The sequence below is a fragment of the Knoellia subterranea KCTC 19937 genome (assembly GCF_000768685.1).
Classification (GTDB): Bacteria; Actinomycetota; Actinomycetes; order Actinomycetales; family Dermatophilaceae; genus Knoellia; species Knoellia subterranea.
In genome coordinates, this window is the sequence record NZ_AVPK01000005.1 from 241,791 (window position 1) to 258,742 (window position 16,952).

Below are 16,952 nucleotides of genomic sequence, written 5' to 3' on the forward strand. Positions count from 1 at the left end.
TCACACCGACCCAATGCTCACCGGAAAGAGTCGGCGAGCACTTGCTGCCGATCTGGACAAGCCGGACACCTCGGCCGGCATCCCCGAAGCGCGTTTCATGCGCGCCATGGTGTTCGAGCGATTGGTGCGCGACGAGAAGTTCGTGTCCGAGCTGCTCACGACGACTGTCGGAACGCTCGGGCTGACGCGGCCGCCGGGCGTTCGTCGCGCCGACGGCAAGGTGACCGAGGCGGCGACGGCGCTGGCCTTGAGTCAGGCCCATCTCAAGGCGGTGCACCAGGGCGAGGCCACGATGATCACTGGTCTGGCGGTGCCGTATCCCGGGATCCATGCGTCGGTTGGAGCGACTCCGGTCAAGCCCGACTTCGCAGTGGTCGCGCCTCGCCGGTCCGAGGACGGTGGAGTTGCCGAGGCTGATGGCGACGCTCCGATCATCGGCAGTTGGCTCGTCATGGGCGATGCCAAGGACTATGAGCGGGTCCGCTCACGGATCGATGACCAGCGGATGCTCAAGGGCTTCCTCCAAGTGGCGTTGGGGGCCGAGGCGGCAAGGGCCTGGGCATCACTGCCTGACGGGATGAAAGTCCATCGGTCAGGAGCGCTGGCCGTGCCGCGAAACAGCTTCCTCCAGCCGGTGGCCGTGGTTGAAAGGCTCGATGACCACTGCATTGAAGTGATGGAACGGGCCGCGGAGCGCCAGGCCCTGCTGGCCGACTCGTCGGTGACGTGGCCGGTCGCGTCCGAAGATGTGGCGTCGTTTGTCGAGCACCTCGAGCTGACCTTCGACCCTGCGGCGTGTGTCTCGTGCGCGCTGTTCAACTACTGCCGCTCACAAGTGCGGGACAGCGCCGAGCCGGTGTCACGACTGATCGAGATAGGGGTGCGTCCCGAGCTTCGCCCGTCGTTGCTGGGGCTGATCGACGGCTCGGGTGAGGTCAAGGACGATCCCGAATCGCTCGCGGCGACGGTGATGGCAACGATCGACGGGCTTCCGTCCTCAACAGGCCAGCTCCGGACGGATCCTGTCGGTCTGCCCGGAACGATCAGTGTCGTCCTGGCCAAGTCGGATGCCGCGGCGCTCGGTGTCCATGGCATCGGGATCCAGCGGGTCGCCGCCGACGGTGTCGAGCCGTGGAAGTTCGAGATCTTCGACAACCCACAGGCGCCCGCCACACGACTGGCTGTGATGGCGGCGTTGGGCACGGCCCTCGACGCAGCGTTGCTCGAGAGTTCCGCCAACGGCAGCGAGGACTCTGCCGCCGTGCACATTGTCCTGCCTGATGCGGCAACAGCCGACCTGCTCGTCTCGATCGCAGACTCCTTGGCCGGGGTCGAACTGAGTCGGCTGCGATGGGAACGGGACCTTGAGCAGGGACGCAAGGCGCTCACGTGGGGTGGCGAGCCGGCCACGGTGCCCGAGGCCCTGACAGATCACCAGCGGTTGGCAGTGAGCTTCCTTCTGGACCAGGACAGATCCCGGGCCATGACACTTCGGTGGCTGCTCATTGACCTGCGCGCCGTCATGAAGCGGCATTTTGCGGTGGGAGGACCACTGGTCGACCACGGTCGTCTCGACTACCTCGTGACCTGGGCGAGCGCCACGGCTCCTCTCGAGCACCGGGAGATCTCTGATGGCATCGCGGATAGCCCTCACACCCCGGGTGCGCGGCTGACCAACGATCGGTCCGACGCGATCCACCGCGCCGCACGACGCGGCGGCGACACGGCATACGAGGAATTGGTGACGGAGGAGCTCACCTACAAGGCCGAGGTGATGGACTGCGCGGCAGGGGTTCTCGAACGGCTCCCGGAGTCGAAATTGCGGCCCGTCAATCAGGCTCTGGAGGCGACCGCCCAGCAGGTCTGGCGCCGGCGCCGGGATCTCCATGCGTCGGATCTCGTGCGGTTCGGTCGTGTCGCGTGGTTCTGGCGCAACAACCAGGTCGACGCCATCGACGCAGACTCGAAGTGTGCGGTCCAATTGGCAGCCCTCGGTAACGCACACACGCTTCGCGATCTTGCGCTGAACGCGGGGACTCGCGAGGTCGCCTTCGCCGAGGTCACATCGACGACCCCGCTGCGCCTCGCCCCAAAGTCACGGCGATTCACCGATGGCACGACGATCGCCATGCTCCAGCACGAGGAAGACCTCGCCGTCGAAGCCGACGCGACGACGCTGAAGGTCCAAGCAGGAAGTTTCAAATTCGGTCAGTTGAGTGTGGGACCTCTGGAAGCTGACGACCAGACCACCACCGACGGCTCCTTTGCCTGGTTGCCGAAGATCGCGCCCGTCGTGTCGGTCGGCGATCGTCTGGTCGTCGCGGACATGGCGTGGTTCGGCGGCTCATTCAAGTCCGGTCACGAACTGGCCGTGACGCGGCCGGGTCCCGACCGGACGAGCGCACCGAAGCCCGACTGCCACGACGGTTCGTATGCCGCTACCCCGGATGAGCATCGCTGGTGCTGTCGCTCGCATGAGGACGCAGAGGCTGAATACTCCGACGAACTCGCGGAACGCCGAGAGAGGGGCGAACTCAATCCGCAGGCATGGCCGCCCCTGCTCGACTTCGACCAGTTCGACACCGCGGCAGATGGCACGCCCACCGGTGATCATGACGAGACGGTTGCCATGGATGCGGCCGCCGATCTGACACCTGACGATCTGGACTGAGCCGATGGTCGACATTCACTTCACGGATCCCAAAGTCGAGTTGCTCGACAGTCGTCACCACGCCGAGGCGGCCGTTGGCAACGTCGACGTCACCACGCATGCCATCGCGGCGCTCCGCGACGCCCTGTGCGGCGATGAGGAGTACGAACGCATCCTGCTCAAGGCGGCAGCCGGCGCTGGTAAGTCCCACGCCTTGCGTCGCATGGTCGACGACGCCCTGAGTCAACCGGGCTGCACGCGAGTCGGAGTGACGGCTTTCGCCAACAAGCAGGTCTTCCCCCTCGCCCACGAGCTGGGGAAGATGCTGGGCAAGGACAGCGTGTGCCTCCTCGTGGCTGAGGAACGACTTCCTTCGGTGCCACCCGCCACCCTCGGGGCCGCGACGGTCGTGGTGTCCTACAAGGACTGTCCACCCGAGGCGACGGTTCTGCTTGGAACAACCCACAAGTTCCAAGGCATTGCGTCCTGGCTCATGAAGTCGATCGGGCCGGCCAGCAACGGCGAACGACTCTTCGACGTTCTCTTCATTGACGAAGCGTGGCAGCTGCCACTCCACCGGTACCAGCAGATCAACCGCCTCGCGCCGATCGACGTCGGCGTGGGTGACGTCGGTCAACTGCCTCCGCTCGACCCGTCACAGAATCCGTGGCGCGGAGACCCCGGCCACAACCCATACCGCGCGTGGCCCACGAACTTCGAGGACGACGCCCATACGTGGTCCAGGGAAATGCCAGCGGTCTGGCGTCCGACGGCCGCACAGCTTCCCGTGTGGAGGTCGTTCTACGGCGACTGGGATGACCTCAACTGCGTCGCTGGACCGGGCGACCGTGAGTTGGTGCTGGATGACCCGGGCGCCGCGGATGGCTCGCGCGCGGTGTGGGAGCAAGTCGGCACCGGCGTGGCGACGCTCGTCGAAGTTGATGGCTTGCCGGATGCCGAGGCACCAGACGTCGACCTCCCTCTCATGGGGGCGCTCGAGAACCTTCTCGACGACCTCCTGGACGTCGGATTCACAGTCAGGACAACGGCATACGACGCTTTTGGTATCCCGGAGGGCGAGACGCTCGTGCCCGCGCGCGACATCACGGACCGGGCAGTGATCGCGGTTCTCGCGACTCGCAATCAGGCCGTGGACGATGCCCAAGAAATCGTCGATCGGCTGCGCGCGAAACACGACCTGCCCGAGGGGTGGATCGTCGCATCGACGGTGGACTCCTGGCAGGGGCAGACCAACGTGCTGACCGTCGCGATCCACCCGCTGTCGGGTGCCACGACATTGGACGAGTTCAACTCGGCCTTCGGGCGGCTCGCTGTGACGTGCACGCGGGCGACGCACGGTCTCCTGCTCTTGGCTCGCGCCGGCTTGGACGACCTGCTGGCGATGGCGCCTGCCCGACCGGGGACTCCGCTCGGTGAGCCCGGGACGCGGCAACTACCTCGGCAGACTCATCAACGGATCCTCAAGGCCTTCTCCCGCGGCCGCTGGTCCGCACCACTGGAAGCGAGCGTGTCATGACGAAGTACAGGACAAGAGCCTTCGCAGATCCGAAAGTGTTCAGTGTCTACGTCATCGAAGTTCTTGGCGGCGTCGATGGTGAGCTCTATGTGGGTCAGACATGGCACACCCCCGAACTTCGCCGTCAGCAGCACGTTGACGGGGTCCGCCGAGGTCGTGTGTTCAAAGGGAGAGACCGGGAAGTCGGTCTGCTACGCCCTGACCTGGTTCCACCCCTCGCGTCACTGACAACCCGCGAACTGGCCGAAGCGGCGGAGAAGTACGTCGCCGCCGTCCTCCGCTCACAAGGGTTCAAGGTTTATGGGGGACATTGAGCGGCTCCGAATAGCACCCGGGATCGGCCCACCACGTCCTAGGTTGTTTCCATGGGCGAACTTCACCAGAGTGACTCAAGTGTCCAGTCGAGCGCGGAGAGCGCCATCGTCGAAGCGCTGGGTGCCCAGCTGCAGTTGAACCTCGTTCCGGGTGGAACGTTGAAGTTGGCTGGTGGGGCCAGCATTCAGCTGGATGCGCGAAGCGACGACGGGAGCGTGGCCGTGGAGGCCTACGCCCGACAAGGCGTCCTCAGGGGCGGGCAGCTGAAGAAGATCGCGCAGGACATCCTGAAGCTTGCGCTTCTACGTGCAGAGCCAGAGCACAAGGACGTTCGTCCGATCATCGTGTTCGCCAGTGAAGAGGCCAGGTCCTCGGTGAAGGGCTGGCTCAGACAGGCCGCGGACACCTTCGGAGTGGAACTTCACGTTGTTGAGTTGGATGACGCGCTGCGTGCCCAAATTGTCGCGGTCCAGGACCGCCAGAAGATGACGAACGTCGCACTCCCAGCAGTGGTTGGCGACCTCACTGTGGAGGACTAGGAATTCGGCAACTCGAGCTCAGTTCGGCAAGCCGCAGGCGGAGCCATCGGAACTCCGCTCAGGGCTGCTGCTGGGGCGTCCGCGCGTGAGAAATTGGAGTCGGAGGGGCTGGGGGCGGCGGAGGACATCCTGTTGACTCGATGCATGTGGTCGTGTCGATCAGGGGTGGGGAGACGACGGACGCGCACCTCTACGCCGTCTGACGCCGTGTGGCCCCGGTCGAGGCCGCACGCCGAGCACGACCCAGCCCGCTGACGGACCTGAGACGTAGGGTTGCCGCATGGCACCGCGACTGCTCGCCAAGGCACTCGACACCGCGCTCGACCGCACAGTCGTCCCCGGCTTCTCAAAGATCGGGTATGCCGTCCGCCGTCACCTTCCGACGTGGCCGGCCGACCCCGCGCCGGGAGTCCTGGACGGGAAGCACGTGGTCGTCACGGGTGCGACGTCAGGACTGGGTGAGGCAACGGCATACCAGCTCAGTCGTCTGGGAGCGCACGTCCATCTCGTGGTGAGGAACGCCGAGAAGGCGGCCCGCATCGCCGCCACGCTTCCCGGGCCGTCGACGACGTGGGTGTGCGATCTCGGTGACCTCGACAGCGTCCGCGAATGTGCCGCAGCGCTCCTCGCCGACGGTCCACCGCTCGACGCGATCGTGCACAACGCGGGTGCGATGCCGGCGACGCGGACCGAGTCGCCCCAGGGTCACGAACTGTCCATGTCGATCCACGTGCTCGGGCCGGTCCTGCTGACCGACCTGCTCCTGCCGAAGCTCGCCGGGCGCGAGGCGCGGGTCGTGCTGGTGACGTCGGGCGGGATGTACGCCCAGGCGCTGCCGGTCGAGGACCCGGACTACGAGCGCGGCGAGTACGCACCGCCGACGGCGTATGCGCGCAGCAAGCGCACCCAGGTCGAGCTGCTCCCGGTGCTGGGCGAGCGGTGGGCGCCGGCCGACATCGCGGTCTACGTCATGCACCCCGGGTGGGCTGCGACGCCGGGGGTGACCGAGTCGCTGCCGACCTTCGACAAGCTCATGGGGCCGATCCTGCGCGACGCCGACCAGGGCGCGGACACGACGACCTGGCTGGTGGGTGCGCAGCCCCGGCCCCGCGGAGGTGGACTGTGGATGGACCGCGCGGAGAGGCCGACGGCGTACTTCGGGCGCAATGGCGCGACCTCGGACGAGCGCCAACGGATGTGGCAGTGGGTCGCTGACGCCGCCGGCGTCACGCCCTGACCACCGTGGACCAGGACGCGTGGGAGCGGCACGTCCGCGAGGCTGTGGCCCTGCATCCCGAGCTCGCGGCCGAACTTGACCACCACGGGATGCCGGAGCGCTGGTCCCGGCCTCCGGGCTTCCCGAGCCTCGTGCTGCTCATCCTCGAGCAGCAGGTGTCGCTCGCGTCGGCGGCAGCGGCGTACGCGCGAGTGCGGACGCGGGCGGGTGCGATGACGCCGGTCGCCCTGCTCGCGACGACACCTGAGGAGCTGCGCGAGGACGGGGTGTCTCGGCAGAAGGACCGCTATTTGCGGGCGCTCTCGGCGGCCGTCGCGAGCGGCGAGCTCGACCTCGTCGGGCTGGCTGAACAGTCGGACGCGGAGGTGGCGGCGGCGCTCACCGCGCTGCCCGGGATCGGTCGCTGGACGGCGGAGGCGTATCTGCTGGCCTGCCTCGACCGGCCCGACGTGTGGCCGGTCGGCGACCGGGCGCTGCAGGTGGCGGTCGCCGAGACGCTGGGGCTTGAAGACGTGCCGATCGCGGCGGAGCTGGAGGAGATTGGTGAGCGATGGCGCCCCCACCGGTCGACGGCCGCGAGGCTTTTGTGGCACGGCTACCTGGCTCGCCGAGGGCGACAAGAAACCGTCGTCGACCTGGACGCCTGACCCGCCCCCACCCGCCTGATATCGCGTGTGCTCCAGCATGCGAAGCAAAGACACTCCCTTGGCCGACCCCCATCGACCCCGCCCGGTCCCGTTCCCGCTCGGACCAGCCAACCCACGAACCCATTCCCACCACCACCCGATCGGCGTAGCGTCGACAGGGTGACCTTCAACGTCGCGGCCGACGCGTACGGCCGGTTCATGGGGCGCTACTCCGAACCCCTGTCGACGGTCTTCGCCGACTGGGTCGGGGTCCGTGCGGGCCAGAGTGCCCTCGACGTCGGCTGTGGCCCGGGTGCCCTCACCCAGACCCTCGTCGACCGCCTCGGAGTCGCCAATGTCTCTGCGGCCGACCCGTCGCCACCGTTCGTCGAGGCCGTGTCGGCGCGCTTCCCCGGGCTCGTCGTCCACCGCGCCCCGGCGGAGCAGCTGCCGTTCGACGACGGCGCCTTTGACGTGACTCTCGCCCAGCTCGTCGTCCACTTCATGCAGGACCCCGTCACCGGCGTCGCCGAGATGGCCCGGGTCACCCGGCCCGGCGGAGTCGTTGCTGCCTGTACGTGGGACCTCGCCGGAGACCGATCCCCGCTCAACCCGTTGTGGAGCGCGGCGCGTCGCCTGGACCCGCGCATCACCGATGAGTCCCATCTCGCAGGCGCCCGCGAGGGCCAGCTCGCCGCGATCGCCCGAGACGCCGGCCTGCGCGACGTCGAGTCCGGTGAGATCGCGGTGACCGTCATCCACCCGAACTTCGACGAGTGGTGGGAACCCTTCACCCTCGGCGTCGGCCCAGCCGGCGAATACGTGAAGTCGCTCGACGACGACGGCCGTGAGGCGCTGCGCGAGGAGGCGCGACGAGGCTTCCCTGCCGAAGGCCCGTTCGAGATCACCGCCGTCGCCTGGGCGGTCCGCGGCCTCGCCTGACCATGCTCTCCGGGCGGTGGGCTCGTGTCGGGTCCTTTGCGCGCTCAGCTCGCGACCCACTCGCGCCACGGGGTTGACGTGTCAGACGTGACGTCTATGCTGTAACGAAGAAAACGAAACCATTTTTCGAAACCGTCGAAAAGAGTGAGTCATGCCGGCGACGCTGGAAGCCAAGACCTACCTCCCGAGCGCCCTTGCCGAACTTGAGGCATTCCACAGAGACTTGGACGAGGCGGCAACGAGCGAGTTCGCGTTGGTCGGCCCTGCGGGCCGCGTCCAGGTTCCTGCGGAAGTTCACGCGATCCTCGTTCAGGTGGTCGAAGCCATGAGCGAGGGCAAGGCGATCACTGTGACTCCAAATGAGCGGATCCTGACCACACAAGAGGCAGCCGATCTCCTGGGGGTGAGCCGGCCCACCGTCGTGAAGTTGATCGAGTCGGGGTCTCTTCCGGCCGAGCGGGTCAGCTCCCGTCGCAAGGTCCAACTGCGGGACGTGCTGGCCTACCGCGAACGCCGCCGCCAAGAGCAACTCGACGCCATCCAGGCGACCTCACTGGGTGTCGATGACGACGCCGTCACCGATCGGCTGGCTCATGCCAAGGCCGTGCGCCACGAGGTCGCTCAGCGCCGCCGGGAGCGCATCGCGGCTCGGCGCGCGGATCGGGTCGGATCCTGACAGGCTGACGGCGTGTTCTCGGCCGTTCTCGACACCTGTGTTCTCTGGCCGAACCTGCAGCGTGATTTCCTCCTGACACTGGCTGCCGAGGGTGTGTTTCGCCCGCTTTGGTCGGAGGACATCCTCGAGGAGCTGTACATCGGGGAGTGGCGCAAGCGTGAGTCGCGGTATGAGCCGAGGGAGGCTGCGGAAGCCAGTGCGCGACGGCTGGTTGCGACCATCCGTCGGGCCTTTCCTGACGCTTTGGTGGAGGGGACGGACTTCGTGGACGAGTTCGGTCTCCCGGATCCCGACGATGAGCACGTCGCTGCCGCAGCGTTCGCCGGCGGCGCCGGTGCCATCGTGACGCACAACCTCCGCGACTTTCCCGTCGAGGTACTCCCCGCTGGGCTACTCGTCCTCGCGCCCGACGAGTTTGCCCACGACATGGCGGTGGCAGCGCCGGTCCTGGCAGCAAGCGCAATCACGTCGATGTCCGAGCGCTATGAGAATCCACCTCTCAGTCAATCCGACATCATCGAGATCCTCGCGAAGCGCTACGGCATGGCCCGAGCTGCGGAGCTCCTCCGCCGAACCCTGCGCGACACCTGAGCGCGGGTCTGCAGGGCAACTGCTGCGTCCACTGCAACATCACTGCAACATTCGGCCGGTCGGCAGTGTTGCAGTAGGTGTTGCAGTAGGCGATGAAGCCCCACCTGTGGAACCCGCAGACCGACCCCGCCCTTGTGGACCGACCACGGGCACGACAGGGTGGGACACAGCACGTCCATCCCCGAACGAGGAGTTCTCATGGCAGGAACCGTCCGCACCGCCACCAACCACTGGGAGGGCGACCTCTTCAACGGCAGTGGCCAGGTCACGCTCGAGTCGTCCGGCATCGGCACGTTCGACGTCAACTGGCCCTCGCGCGCCGAAGAGGCCAACGGCAAGACCAGCCCCGAGGAGCTCATCGCCGCCGCGCACTCCTCCTGCTTCAACATGGCCTTCTCCAACGGCCTCGCCAAGGCCGGCACGCCCCCCACGACCCTCGACACGACGGCCGCCGTGACGTTCGTCCCCGGCACCGGCATCACCGAGATCGCCCTCAAGGTCGTCGGCTCCGTCCCCGGCATGACCGCCGAGGACTTCCAGGCCGCCGCCGAGGACGCCAAGGCGAACTGCCCTGTCTCGCAGGCGCTCAAGGCCGTCCCGATCAGCCTCGAGGCCTCGCTCGCCGAGTGACTCTCCGCGCTCCACGCATCACCCGACTCGGTCTCGCCCTCCTCAAGGGCACGCGGCACCTCGACCGCGACGAGATCGAGCTCGACGCCCACGGCCCTGTCGGCGACCGCACCTGGTGCCTCGTCGACAGGGCCGCGGCACGCGTACTCCGCACCGTCGACAACCCCCGCCTCCTCCGCATCACCGTCCGCCCCACCGACGGCGGCTTCGTCGTTACGACACCGGAGGGGCACTCACTCGACGCGGCAACGCGGGACGCCGCGGACGGCATACAGGCTTATGACTATTGGGGGCGCGGCGCGCGAATTCGCCTGCAGGACAGCGACTGCAGCGCCTTCTTCTCCGAATACCTCTCCCGCGACGTCGTCCTCGCGCGCGCCGACCGCGGCGACGTCGTCTATGCCGACCCGATCTCGATCGTCACCACGGGTGCCCTGCGTCGCCTTGAGGAGGCGCTGACGCGCAGTGGGTATGCCGTCCGCTCACCTCTCGATGCCCGGTTCCGCGCGACGATGACTCTCGATCTCGAGCACGACCCCGAGCCGGGCACGCGGCTCCAGCTCGGTGATGCCGTCGTCGAGGTCACCGATCCGCTGGAACGCTGTGCCGTGATCGACCTCGACCCGGAGACGGGTGAGCGCACGAATACCCAACTGCTGCAACGCATCCGGACCACTGACGGACGACTCCCCTTCGGCGTCGGAGCCCGTGTCGTGTCAGCCGGCACGCTCCGGCTGGGCTGACTCAGCAACCTGCCGGACGATCTCCATCGCGGCGCGGCGGGCGGCCCGGCTGGCGCCGATCGTGCTCGCCGACGGTCCGTACCCGACGAAGTGCACGCGCGGGTCACGCACCGCGGTGTTGGCGCCCTGGACATTGCCGGGGACGCGTTCGAGCGGGATGCCGCCCTCGGCGCTGCGCAGGTCCAGGGCTGCCAGATGGTCTGTGGCAGAACGGAATCCGGTCTCCAGAGGATGACGTCGGCCGGCTCGAAGGTCCCGTCGGCCCAGCGGGCGCCATCGGGTTCGATCCGCTCGAACATCGGTCGCGGGTTGTCATAGGCACCCAAAGCCTTGGCCTCCTGCTCCTGCTCGCGCAGCACGAGCCCGGTTGCGCCGACGACACTCAGTGGAGGCAGCCCGGCGACGACGCGCTTCTCGACCTCAGTGACGACGGCGAGGCCGGTCTCTGCGGTGAAGGTCCCCGAATCGCGCCACTGCGGCGGGCGGCGAGTGACCCAGACGGTGTCGGCGATCGGCGCGAGCTCGCCGATGAACTGCACCCCCGACGCACCCGCGCCGACGATGATGACGCGCTTGCCGCGCAGGTGCTCGCGTCCCGGGTAGGTCGCCGTGTGGAACTGCTCGCCGGCGAAGTCCTCCACGCCAGGGTAGTCCGGCCAGTTGGGCTCCGTCCACGTGCCCGTCGCGTTGACGAGCGAGCTGGTGCGCCAGGTGCGGCCGTCGCGGGCACGGACGACGAGCAGGTCGCCCTCGTCGGTGCTCTCGTTGACGACCTCGCTGACCTCGACGGGTCGGACGATCGGCAGGTCGTGACGCGACTCGTAGTCCGCGAAGTAGCCCGGCACGACGACGTTTGCCCGCTCAGGCGAGCGCTCGGGCGCGCTCTCACCCGGCAGGTCCGCGACGCCGTGCACGTCGCGCATCGTCAGCGAGTCCCAGCGGTGCTGCCAGGCGCCCCCGGCAGCGGAGTTGGCGTCGAGGACGAGGTGGTCGACACCGCGCTGGGTCAGGAAGTACGACGCGGCCAGCCCACCCTGCCCCGCCCCAATCACGATCGCGTCCCAGACCTTCATGGTTGGTTCAACACGCAACCAACCCGAGGTATGCCGTCCCTGGCAGTTGCAAAACATAGAGAATCTATCTAATGTAGAACGGGTGGGCAATGAGAAGCAGGTGGACGCTGGCCGGGAGCAGGTCGACACCGACGCGTTCCTGCGCAGCGTCGCCCGCCTCCACCGTCTGGCGACGCGCAACGCGGCGAACCTGGACGTGCCTCCCGCCCAGATGCGCCTCCTCGCCCTCGTGAGCGACCTCGGCCCGGCCCGCATCGGCGACCTCGCCGAGGCCGACCACTCCAGCCAGCCCACGATGACCACCCAGGTGCAGCGCGCCGAAGCCCACGGCTGGCTCACCCGGACGCCCGACCCCGACGACGCCCGCGCCAGCCTCATCGCCCTCTCGCCCAAGGGTGGGCGGCAGCTCGCCGCTGCCCGGGCCGCCCGCACGGCCGCGATCGCACCCCTCTTCGCCGAGCTCGGCCCGCGCGACGCCGCCACTCTCAACCGCGCAGTCGCCATCGTCGACCGCCTCCTCACCAACCCCAGCCCCGACTGACCACCCAGCGACCTTGCGATTTCGGGCCGGACCGCGGGCCGCCGCCGGACCGCCGACAGGGCCCGAAATCGCAACAAGTCGGACCAGACCGGGCCGACACCCAGCCGCAGCTCAGAGCGGGAGCCAGCCCCACGGCATACCGGAAAGCAGTTCACTCAGCCCAGATATATAGGGAATCAATATGGAAGAAGGTCACCACAGCATGACCACGGAAACCTCGATGTGGCGCCAGCCGCGGCCCGTGTGGGCCGTCGCGTTCGCGTCCGTCATCGCCTTCATGGGCATCGGCCTCGTCGACCCGATCCTCAAGCCCATCGCCGACGACCTCGGCGCGACGCCGTCGCAGGTGTCCCTGCTCTTCACGAGCTACATGGCCGTCATGGGCGTCGCGATGCTCATCACCGGCGCCGTCTCGAGCCGCATCGGCGCGAAGCGCACCCTCCTCACCGGCCTCGCGATCATCGTCGTCGGCTCGGCGCTCGCGGGTCTGCAGGACGGCGTGACCGGCATCGTCATGTTCCGCGCGGTGTGGGGTCTGGGCAACGCGCTCTTCGTCGCCACGGCGCTCGCGACCATCGTGCGGTCGGCGCGCGGGTCGACGGCGCAGGCGATCATCCTCTACGAAGCCGCACTCGGCGTCGGGATCGCGACCGGCCCGCTCATCGGCGGCCTCCTCGGCGAACTCTCCTGGCGCGGACCGTTCTTCGGCGTCGCCGTCCTCATGGTGCTCGCGCTCGTCCTGACCTCGATCATGCTCCCGGCGACGCCGGCGGCGGCGCACCCGACGAGCCTCGCCGACCCGTTCCGCGCGCTCAAGCACCGCGGACTGCTCGTCGTGGCGATCACGGCGATGCTCTACAACTTCGGGTTCTTCACGCTGCTGGCGTTCACGCCGTTCGCCCTCGAGATGGGTGCGATCCAGATCGGCCTGATCTTCTTCGGCTGGGGCGTGCTGCTCGCGTTCTCGTCGGTCGTCGTCGCGCCGTGGCTGCAGCACCGCTTCGGCACGCTGCCCTCGATCTTCGGCGCGATGACGCTGTTCGGCCTGATCCTCGCGGCGATGGCGGTCTTCACGATGACCAAGCCGGTACTCGTCGTCGGCGTCGTCCTCGCCGGCTTCGCCCTCGGCATCAACAACACGCTCATCACCGAATCCGTCATGAAGGCGGCGCCCGTCGAGCGCGGCGTCGCGTCAGCGGCCTACAGCTTCGTCCGGTTCGCCGGCGGCGCGGTCGCGCCGTGGCTCGCCGGCAAGCTCGGCGAGGAGATCTCCGTGCACGTCCCTTTCTGGGTCGGCGCCGGTGCTGTCGTGCTCGCCATGACCGTCCTGTATGCCGGCCGCTCGGCTCTCGCACACCTCGACGACAAGGAGCCCGCGGAGTCCCCCGACGAAGAGCTGCTCGACGAGGCCATGGCCCTCTCCCTCACCGACTGACCCCCGACGCCGGGCATCGAAAGGCGGACCGGACGTTGTGGAGTCGCCATTCTGTGGTTACTGTCCGCAAGGAACACGTTGCCAATGGAGGTGCACAGACAGTGATTCGTGCACGGCTCATGCCGGCCGCCGCTGCCATCGCCTGTTGTCTGGCCCTCTCCGCGTGCGGCGGGGACGAGCCGGACGTGTCCGGTTCGCTCACGAGTGCGTCCACTCCCTCGCAGGACGCCACGCAGGCGTCGGACCCGAGTTCTCCGGGCCAAGCGGCGCCCGTGGCCTCTGAGGCTCCGGCCACCCCCGACGCCACGTCAGTGCCGAGCAACCCTCCGTCGCAGCCGATGTCGGCCCAGTCCCAGTCGCCGGAGGGCGCGACGATCTTCCTCGCGCACTACGTCGCCCTGCTCAACTGGTCGAACCAGGCCGGGAACGCCGGCCGCCTCTCCGCGTTCGAGGGGCCCGACTGCGAGAAGTGCCAGGCCCAGGCCAAGGACATCACCGACCGGGCCGGCAAGAAGCAGCATACGGCGGCGAACCGCTACCGCCTCGACGGGATCGCGGCCCCGGCCAACGCGGCGACGAACCCCTACGTCGTACCGGCGACCCTCGTCCAGGACGCCACGGCCGTCCTCGACCCCGCCGGCGCGACCGTCGGACAGCTCGCCGCCTCGGACACGAAGGTGTCCTACGTCCTCGACTGGACGGGATTGGGCTGGCAGGTGACCGACATCCGCTGAGGCGGGCGGACGGCATACCCAAAACCCAGCAGTCGAAAGGGGAGAACGCGCCGTCGGGGCCGGGCTCACGCGGCGCCTTCTCTCCACTCGACTGGACCATCGACGGTGATCGGGGCCCGGGCGTCGGTCCGGCCCCGGCGCTCCAGCTTGCGTCGTGGTTTGAGACAGAGCGGGGTGTCCCAACGCACGATGCAAGCTGGAGCGCGGGCGGACGGGGTCCCCGACCCGACCCAGGTCTCGGCTGGGCCATGGAGGTGGTCCGGACGGCATACGGGATCGGTGAAAGCGCGCGGAGCACAATGGCGACGTGGACACGATCGAGATCCCGATGCCAGCGGGTGGTGTCGCCGAAGCGTGGGTGACGCGCCCGAATGATGACGCGCCGCGACCCGGAGTCCTGTTCTTCATGGACGCGTTCGGGCTGAGGCCGCGGATCGCCGAGATGGCGCAGCGGATCGCGGACTGGGGCTACGTCGTGATGGCGCCCAACGCGTTCCATCGCAACGGCAGCGTCGCGGAGCTGGCGCCGACCGAGGACCTGACCCAGCCGGGAGTGCGGGAGGCGTTCTTCAAGGGCGTCCGGCCGAGGCTCGGCGCCCTCACCGTCGAGGCCCTCGAGAGCGACCTCCCGGCCTATCTCGCCGCCCTGCGCGCGGTGCCCGGTGTGGACGGGAGGGCCGTGGGCGTGACGGGCTACTGCATGGGCGCGCGCCTCGCAGTGCGCGCGGCGTGTCTGGACCCCGATGTCGTCGCAGTGGGCGGCTTCCACGGTGGTGGTCTCGCGAGTGAGGCCGACGACAGCCCGCATCGGGGGTTGCGGCAGGCCCGGGCCGAGTTCGTACTCGGCCACGCCGACGGCGACCGCTCGATGGACCCGGAGGCAGTCGCACGACTCGGCGCGGCCCTCGCCGAGGCGGGGCTCACGGCGCGCAACGAGGTTTATTCGGGCGCGGCCCACGGCTACACGATGTCGGACACGTCCGTCTTCGACGAGGCCGCGACGGAGCGTCACTTCGCGGAACTGCGCGACCTCCTGAACCGCACGCTGCGGCTCGCCTGACCAACGTCAGGCGAGCCGCAACAACAGATTCGGCCGCGTCAGGCGAGGGCGGCCTCGGTCAACTGGTCGGCCGCCTTGGCGAAGAGATCCTGGAGCTCACCCTCGGGGTAGCTCGCCGCCAATTCCGCCGCCGCCATTGCTCCCCCGAGCAGCGTCGACGGGGTGACGCCGCGCTGACGCGGGTCGACGACCTGCCACGGCCACGGCTGGGGCGGGCGGGGCCAGCGCTTCGGCCAGCCGGTGCCGCACCAGTCGTCGATGTCCTCGAAGAACGCGGCCTGCGCGTGCTCGTCACGGCCACCGACGACGATGATGCCGTGGGCCATGACCTGCAGCAGCAGGCGCCCGGTCTCGACCGGCGGGAGCGGCTGTGGGTTGAGGGCGACGTGGTCGTGACGGTGGCGCAGCCCCTGAGGGCCACCGCCGACCAGCTCCCAGATCTTGTCGTTGAAGTTCGCGAGGAACTCGAGACGGTCCGAGCTGGACGTCACGAGTCGACCGCGAGCGATGGCGTGGACGAGGTCCGATGCAGTGGGCATGTGTCGATCTCCTTGGTCGGGTCCGGCCGGAGTGGCCGTCACTGATCAAGGAGGCGGAGCGTGACCGCCTGATACGCCCGCGGTCAGTCGTGCCGCGGTCAGTCGTGCCGCGCGTCAGCCGCGCCGCGCGTCAGTCGCGCCGCGCGTCAGTCGCGCGTCGGAATCCGCTCCTCGAGCCACCCGAGCACGTCCGCAGTGACCTCGTCCCGGTTCGTCTCGTTGAGGATCTCGTGCCGCGCCTGCGGATAGATCGTCGTCGTGACGTCGGAGACCCCGGCCTTGCGGAACTTGTCGGCGACGCCGATCGGCCCCTTGGTGTCCTCACCGACGGGGTCGAGTTCGCCCGACATGACGAGAATTGGCAGGTCGCGCGGCACCGCGGCGAACGCGCCCGCACTGTTGATCTGCTGCAGACCGCCGAGCAGGTCGACGAAGAACGCCGACGTGAAGACGTTGCCGCACAACGGATCCGCGATGTACTTGTCGACCTCGTCCTCGTCCCGCGACAGCCAGTCGAAGGCGGTCCGATTGGGCTTGAACGCGCCGTTGAACTGCCCGAACGTCAGCTTGTCCATGAGTCCTGACGGGTGATGGCGCCCACGCACCCGTGCCTGAAGACCGGCGACCCGCTTGCCGACCGCAGCCAGCGGGCCGGGGTCGCCGGCGGTGCCGCTGAGCACGAGTCCGGCGAGACGCGCGCCGTGTTGTGCGGCATACGCGCGGCTGAGGAAGGACCCCATGCTGTGCCCGAACAGCACGAGCGGCACGCCCGGGTGCTCTGCCTGCGCGAACTCGCTGACCGATCCCATGTCGGCGACGACGGTCGCGAAGCCGTCCCGGTCGGCGAAGTAGCCGTGGTCGGCGCTCGACGCTGTCTGCCCGTGACCCCGGTGGTCGTTGGCGTAGACGGCATAACCCGCCCCCGTCAGTGCGTGCGCGAACCGCTCGTAGCGAGCGGCGTGCTCGGCCATCCCGTGCGCGATCTGCACGATCCCGCGCGGCGGCCCGTCGGGCAGCCAGCGGTAGGTGTGCAACGGCGTGCCATCGGCCGCGCTGATCGCAACGGTGCTCGACTCCATGGACG

At 68.5% G+C, this 16,952-nt stretch carries 16 protein-coding genes and 1 pseudogene; 14 read left to right on the top strand and 3 right to left on the bottom strand.

The window, feature by feature from the left end; translation table 11 throughout:
- The first annotated feature begins 13 nt into the window (after window positions 1–13).
- The 10 genes from N803_RS10555 to N803_RS18550 all read left to right on the top strand — a co-directional run bounded on the left by N803_RS10555 (window position 14) and on the right by N803_RS18550 (window position 10,486).
- Complete coding sequence (locus N803_RS10555; RefSeq protein WP_211253497.1) at window positions 14–2,671, top strand: hypothetical protein; 2,658 nt, start codon at window positions 14–16, stop codon at window positions 2,669–2,671.
- A gap of 4 nt (window positions 2,672–2,675) precedes the next feature.
- Complete coding sequence (locus N803_RS10560; protein ID WP_035904923.1) at window positions 2,676–4,187, top strand: DEAD/DEAH box helicase family protein; 1,512 nt, start codon at window positions 2,676–2,678, stop codon at window positions 4,185–4,187.
- 365 nt (window positions 4,188–4,552) lie between these two features.
- Window positions 4,553–5,041, top strand: coding sequence for a hypothetical protein (locus N803_RS10565; protein WP_035904924.1), 489 nt, complete (start codon window positions 4,553–4,555; stop codon window positions 5,039–5,041).
- 280 nt (window positions 5,042–5,321) lie between these two features.
- Window positions 5,322–6,278, top strand: a complete 957-nt coding sequence (locus N803_RS10570) for an SDR family NAD(P)-dependent oxidoreductase (protein ID WP_035904925.1) — start codon at window positions 5,322–5,324, stop codon at window positions 6,276–6,278.
- 5 nt (window positions 6,279–6,283) lie between these two features.
- Entirely contained in the window at window positions 6,284–6,925 is a 642-nt protein-coding gene (locus N803_RS10575) for a DNA-3-methyladenine glycosylase family protein (RefSeq protein WP_035904926.1), read from the top strand.
- Window positions 6,926–7,084: 159 nt separating this feature from the next.
- Entirely contained in the window at window positions 7,085–7,846 is a 762-nt protein-coding gene (locus N803_RS10580; protein ID WP_035904927.1) for a class I SAM-dependent methyltransferase, read from the top strand.
- 151 nt (window positions 7,847–7,997) lie between these two features.
- Window positions 7,998–8,522, top strand: coding sequence for a helix-turn-helix domain-containing protein (locus tag N803_RS10585; protein ID WP_035904928.1), 525 nt, complete (start codon window positions 7,998–8,000; stop codon window positions 8,520–8,522).
- 12 nt (window positions 8,523–8,534) lie between these two features.
- Entirely contained in the window at window positions 8,535–9,113 is a 579-nt protein-coding gene (locus tag N803_RS10590) for a PIN domain-containing protein (RefSeq protein ID WP_035904929.1), read from the top strand.
- A gap of 198 nt (window positions 9,114–9,311) precedes the next feature.
- Window positions 9,312–9,743 carry an OsmC family protein gene (locus N803_RS10595; RefSeq protein WP_035904930.1) on the top strand — a complete coding sequence of 144 codons (432 nt, stop codon included), beginning with the start codon at window positions 9,312–9,314 and terminating at the stop codon, window positions 9,741–9,743.
- Complete coding sequence (locus tag N803_RS18550; protein ID WP_035904931.1) at window positions 9,740–10,486, top strand: MOSC N-terminal beta barrel domain-containing protein; 747 nt, start codon at window positions 9,740–9,742, stop codon at window positions 10,484–10,486. Before N803_RS10595 ends, N803_RS18550 begins: the two co-directional genes overlap by 4 nt.
- Window positions 10,487–11,004: 518 nt before the next feature.
- Here the strand turns inward: N803_RS18550 and N803_RS19100 are convergent.
- Window positions 11,005–11,616 (bottom strand): annotated as a pseudogene (locus tag N803_RS19100) (flavin-containing monooxygenase); the annotation flags it as partial.
- Window positions 11,617–11,641: 25 nt separating this feature from the next.
- Here N803_RS19100 and N803_RS10610 point away from each other — a divergent pair.
- The 4 genes from N803_RS10610 (at window position 11,642) to N803_RS10625 (ending at window position 15,329) form a co-directional block, all read left to right on the top strand.
- Window positions 11,642–12,100, top strand: coding sequence for a MarR family winged helix-turn-helix transcriptional regulator (locus N803_RS10610; protein ID WP_245617166.1), 459 nt, complete (start codon window positions 11,642–11,644; stop codon window positions 12,098–12,100).
- Window positions 12,101–12,302: 202 nt separating this feature from the next.
- Window positions 12,303–13,535, top strand: coding sequence for an MFS transporter (locus N803_RS10615; RefSeq protein ID WP_245617168.1), 1,233 nt, complete (start codon window positions 12,303–12,305; stop codon window positions 13,533–13,535).
- A gap of 101 nt (window positions 13,536–13,636) precedes the next feature.
- Window positions 13,637–14,269, top strand: a complete 633-nt coding sequence (locus N803_RS10620) for a DUF6318 family protein (protein ID WP_156969742.1) — start codon at window positions 13,637–13,639, stop codon at window positions 14,267–14,269.
- A gap of 307 nt (window positions 14,270–14,576) precedes the next feature.
- On the top strand, window positions 14,577–15,329 hold the full coding sequence (locus N803_RS10625; protein WP_035904933.1) for a dienelactone hydrolase family protein: 753 nt from the start codon (window positions 14,577–14,579) through the stop codon (window positions 15,327–15,329).
- A 38-nt stretch (window positions 15,330–15,367) separates the two neighbouring features.
- Here the strand turns inward: N803_RS10625 and N803_RS17525 are convergent, their stop codons facing one another.
- Both N803_RS17525 and N803_RS10635 read right to left on the bottom strand, forming a co-directional pair.
- Window positions 15,368–15,868 carry a hypothetical protein gene (locus tag N803_RS17525; protein ID WP_052112157.1) on the bottom strand — a complete coding sequence of 167 codons (501 nt, stop codon included), beginning with the start codon at window positions 15,866–15,868 and terminating at the stop codon, window positions 15,368–15,370.
- A gap of 146 nt (window positions 15,869–16,014) precedes the next feature.
- Window positions 16,015–16,947: an alpha/beta hydrolase gene (locus tag N803_RS10635; protein ID WP_035904934.1), complete on the bottom strand. Its 933-nt coding sequence runs from the start codon at window positions 16,945–16,947 to the stop codon at window positions 16,015–16,017.
- Window positions 16,948–16,952 lie beyond the last annotated feature (5 nt).

Excerpts from the sequence above, each read along its gene's own strand:
- N803_RS10560 (WP_035904923.1), top strand. The coding sequence starts at position 2,676 with ATGGTCGACATTCACTTCACGGATCCCAAAGTCGAGTTGCTCGACAGT.
- N803_RS10565 (WP_035904924.1), top strand. The coding sequence starts at position 4,553 with ATGGGCGAACTTCACCAGAGTGACTCAAGTGTCCAGTCGAGCGCGGAG.
- N803_RS10615 (WP_245617168.1), top strand. The coding sequence starts at position 12,303 with ATGACCACGGAAACCTCGATGTGGCGCCAGCCGCGGCCCGTGTGGGCC.
- N803_RS17525 (WP_052112157.1), bottom strand. The coding sequence starts at position 15,868 with ATGCCCACTGCATCGGACCTCGTCCACGCCATCGCTCGCGGTCGACTC.
- N803_RS10585 (WP_035904928.1), top strand. The coding sequence starts at position 7,998 with ATGCCGGCGACGCTGGAAGCCAAGACCTACCTCCCGAGCGCCCTTGCC.
- N803_RS10635 (WP_035904934.1), bottom strand. The coding sequence starts at position 16,947 with ATGGAGTCGAGCACCGTTGCGATCAGCGCGGCCGATGGCACGCCGTTG.
- N803_RS10570 (WP_035904925.1), top strand. The coding sequence starts at position 5,322 with ATGGCACCGCGACTGCTCGCCAAGGCACTCGACACCGCGCTCGACCGC.
- N803_RS10555 (WP_211253497.1), top strand. The coding sequence starts at position 14 with ATGCTCACCGGAAAGAGTCGGCGAGCACTTGCTGCCGATCTGGACAAG.
- N803_RS10595 (WP_035904930.1), top strand. The coding sequence starts at position 9,312 with ATGGCAGGAACCGTCCGCACCGCCACCAACCACTGGGAGGGCGACCTC.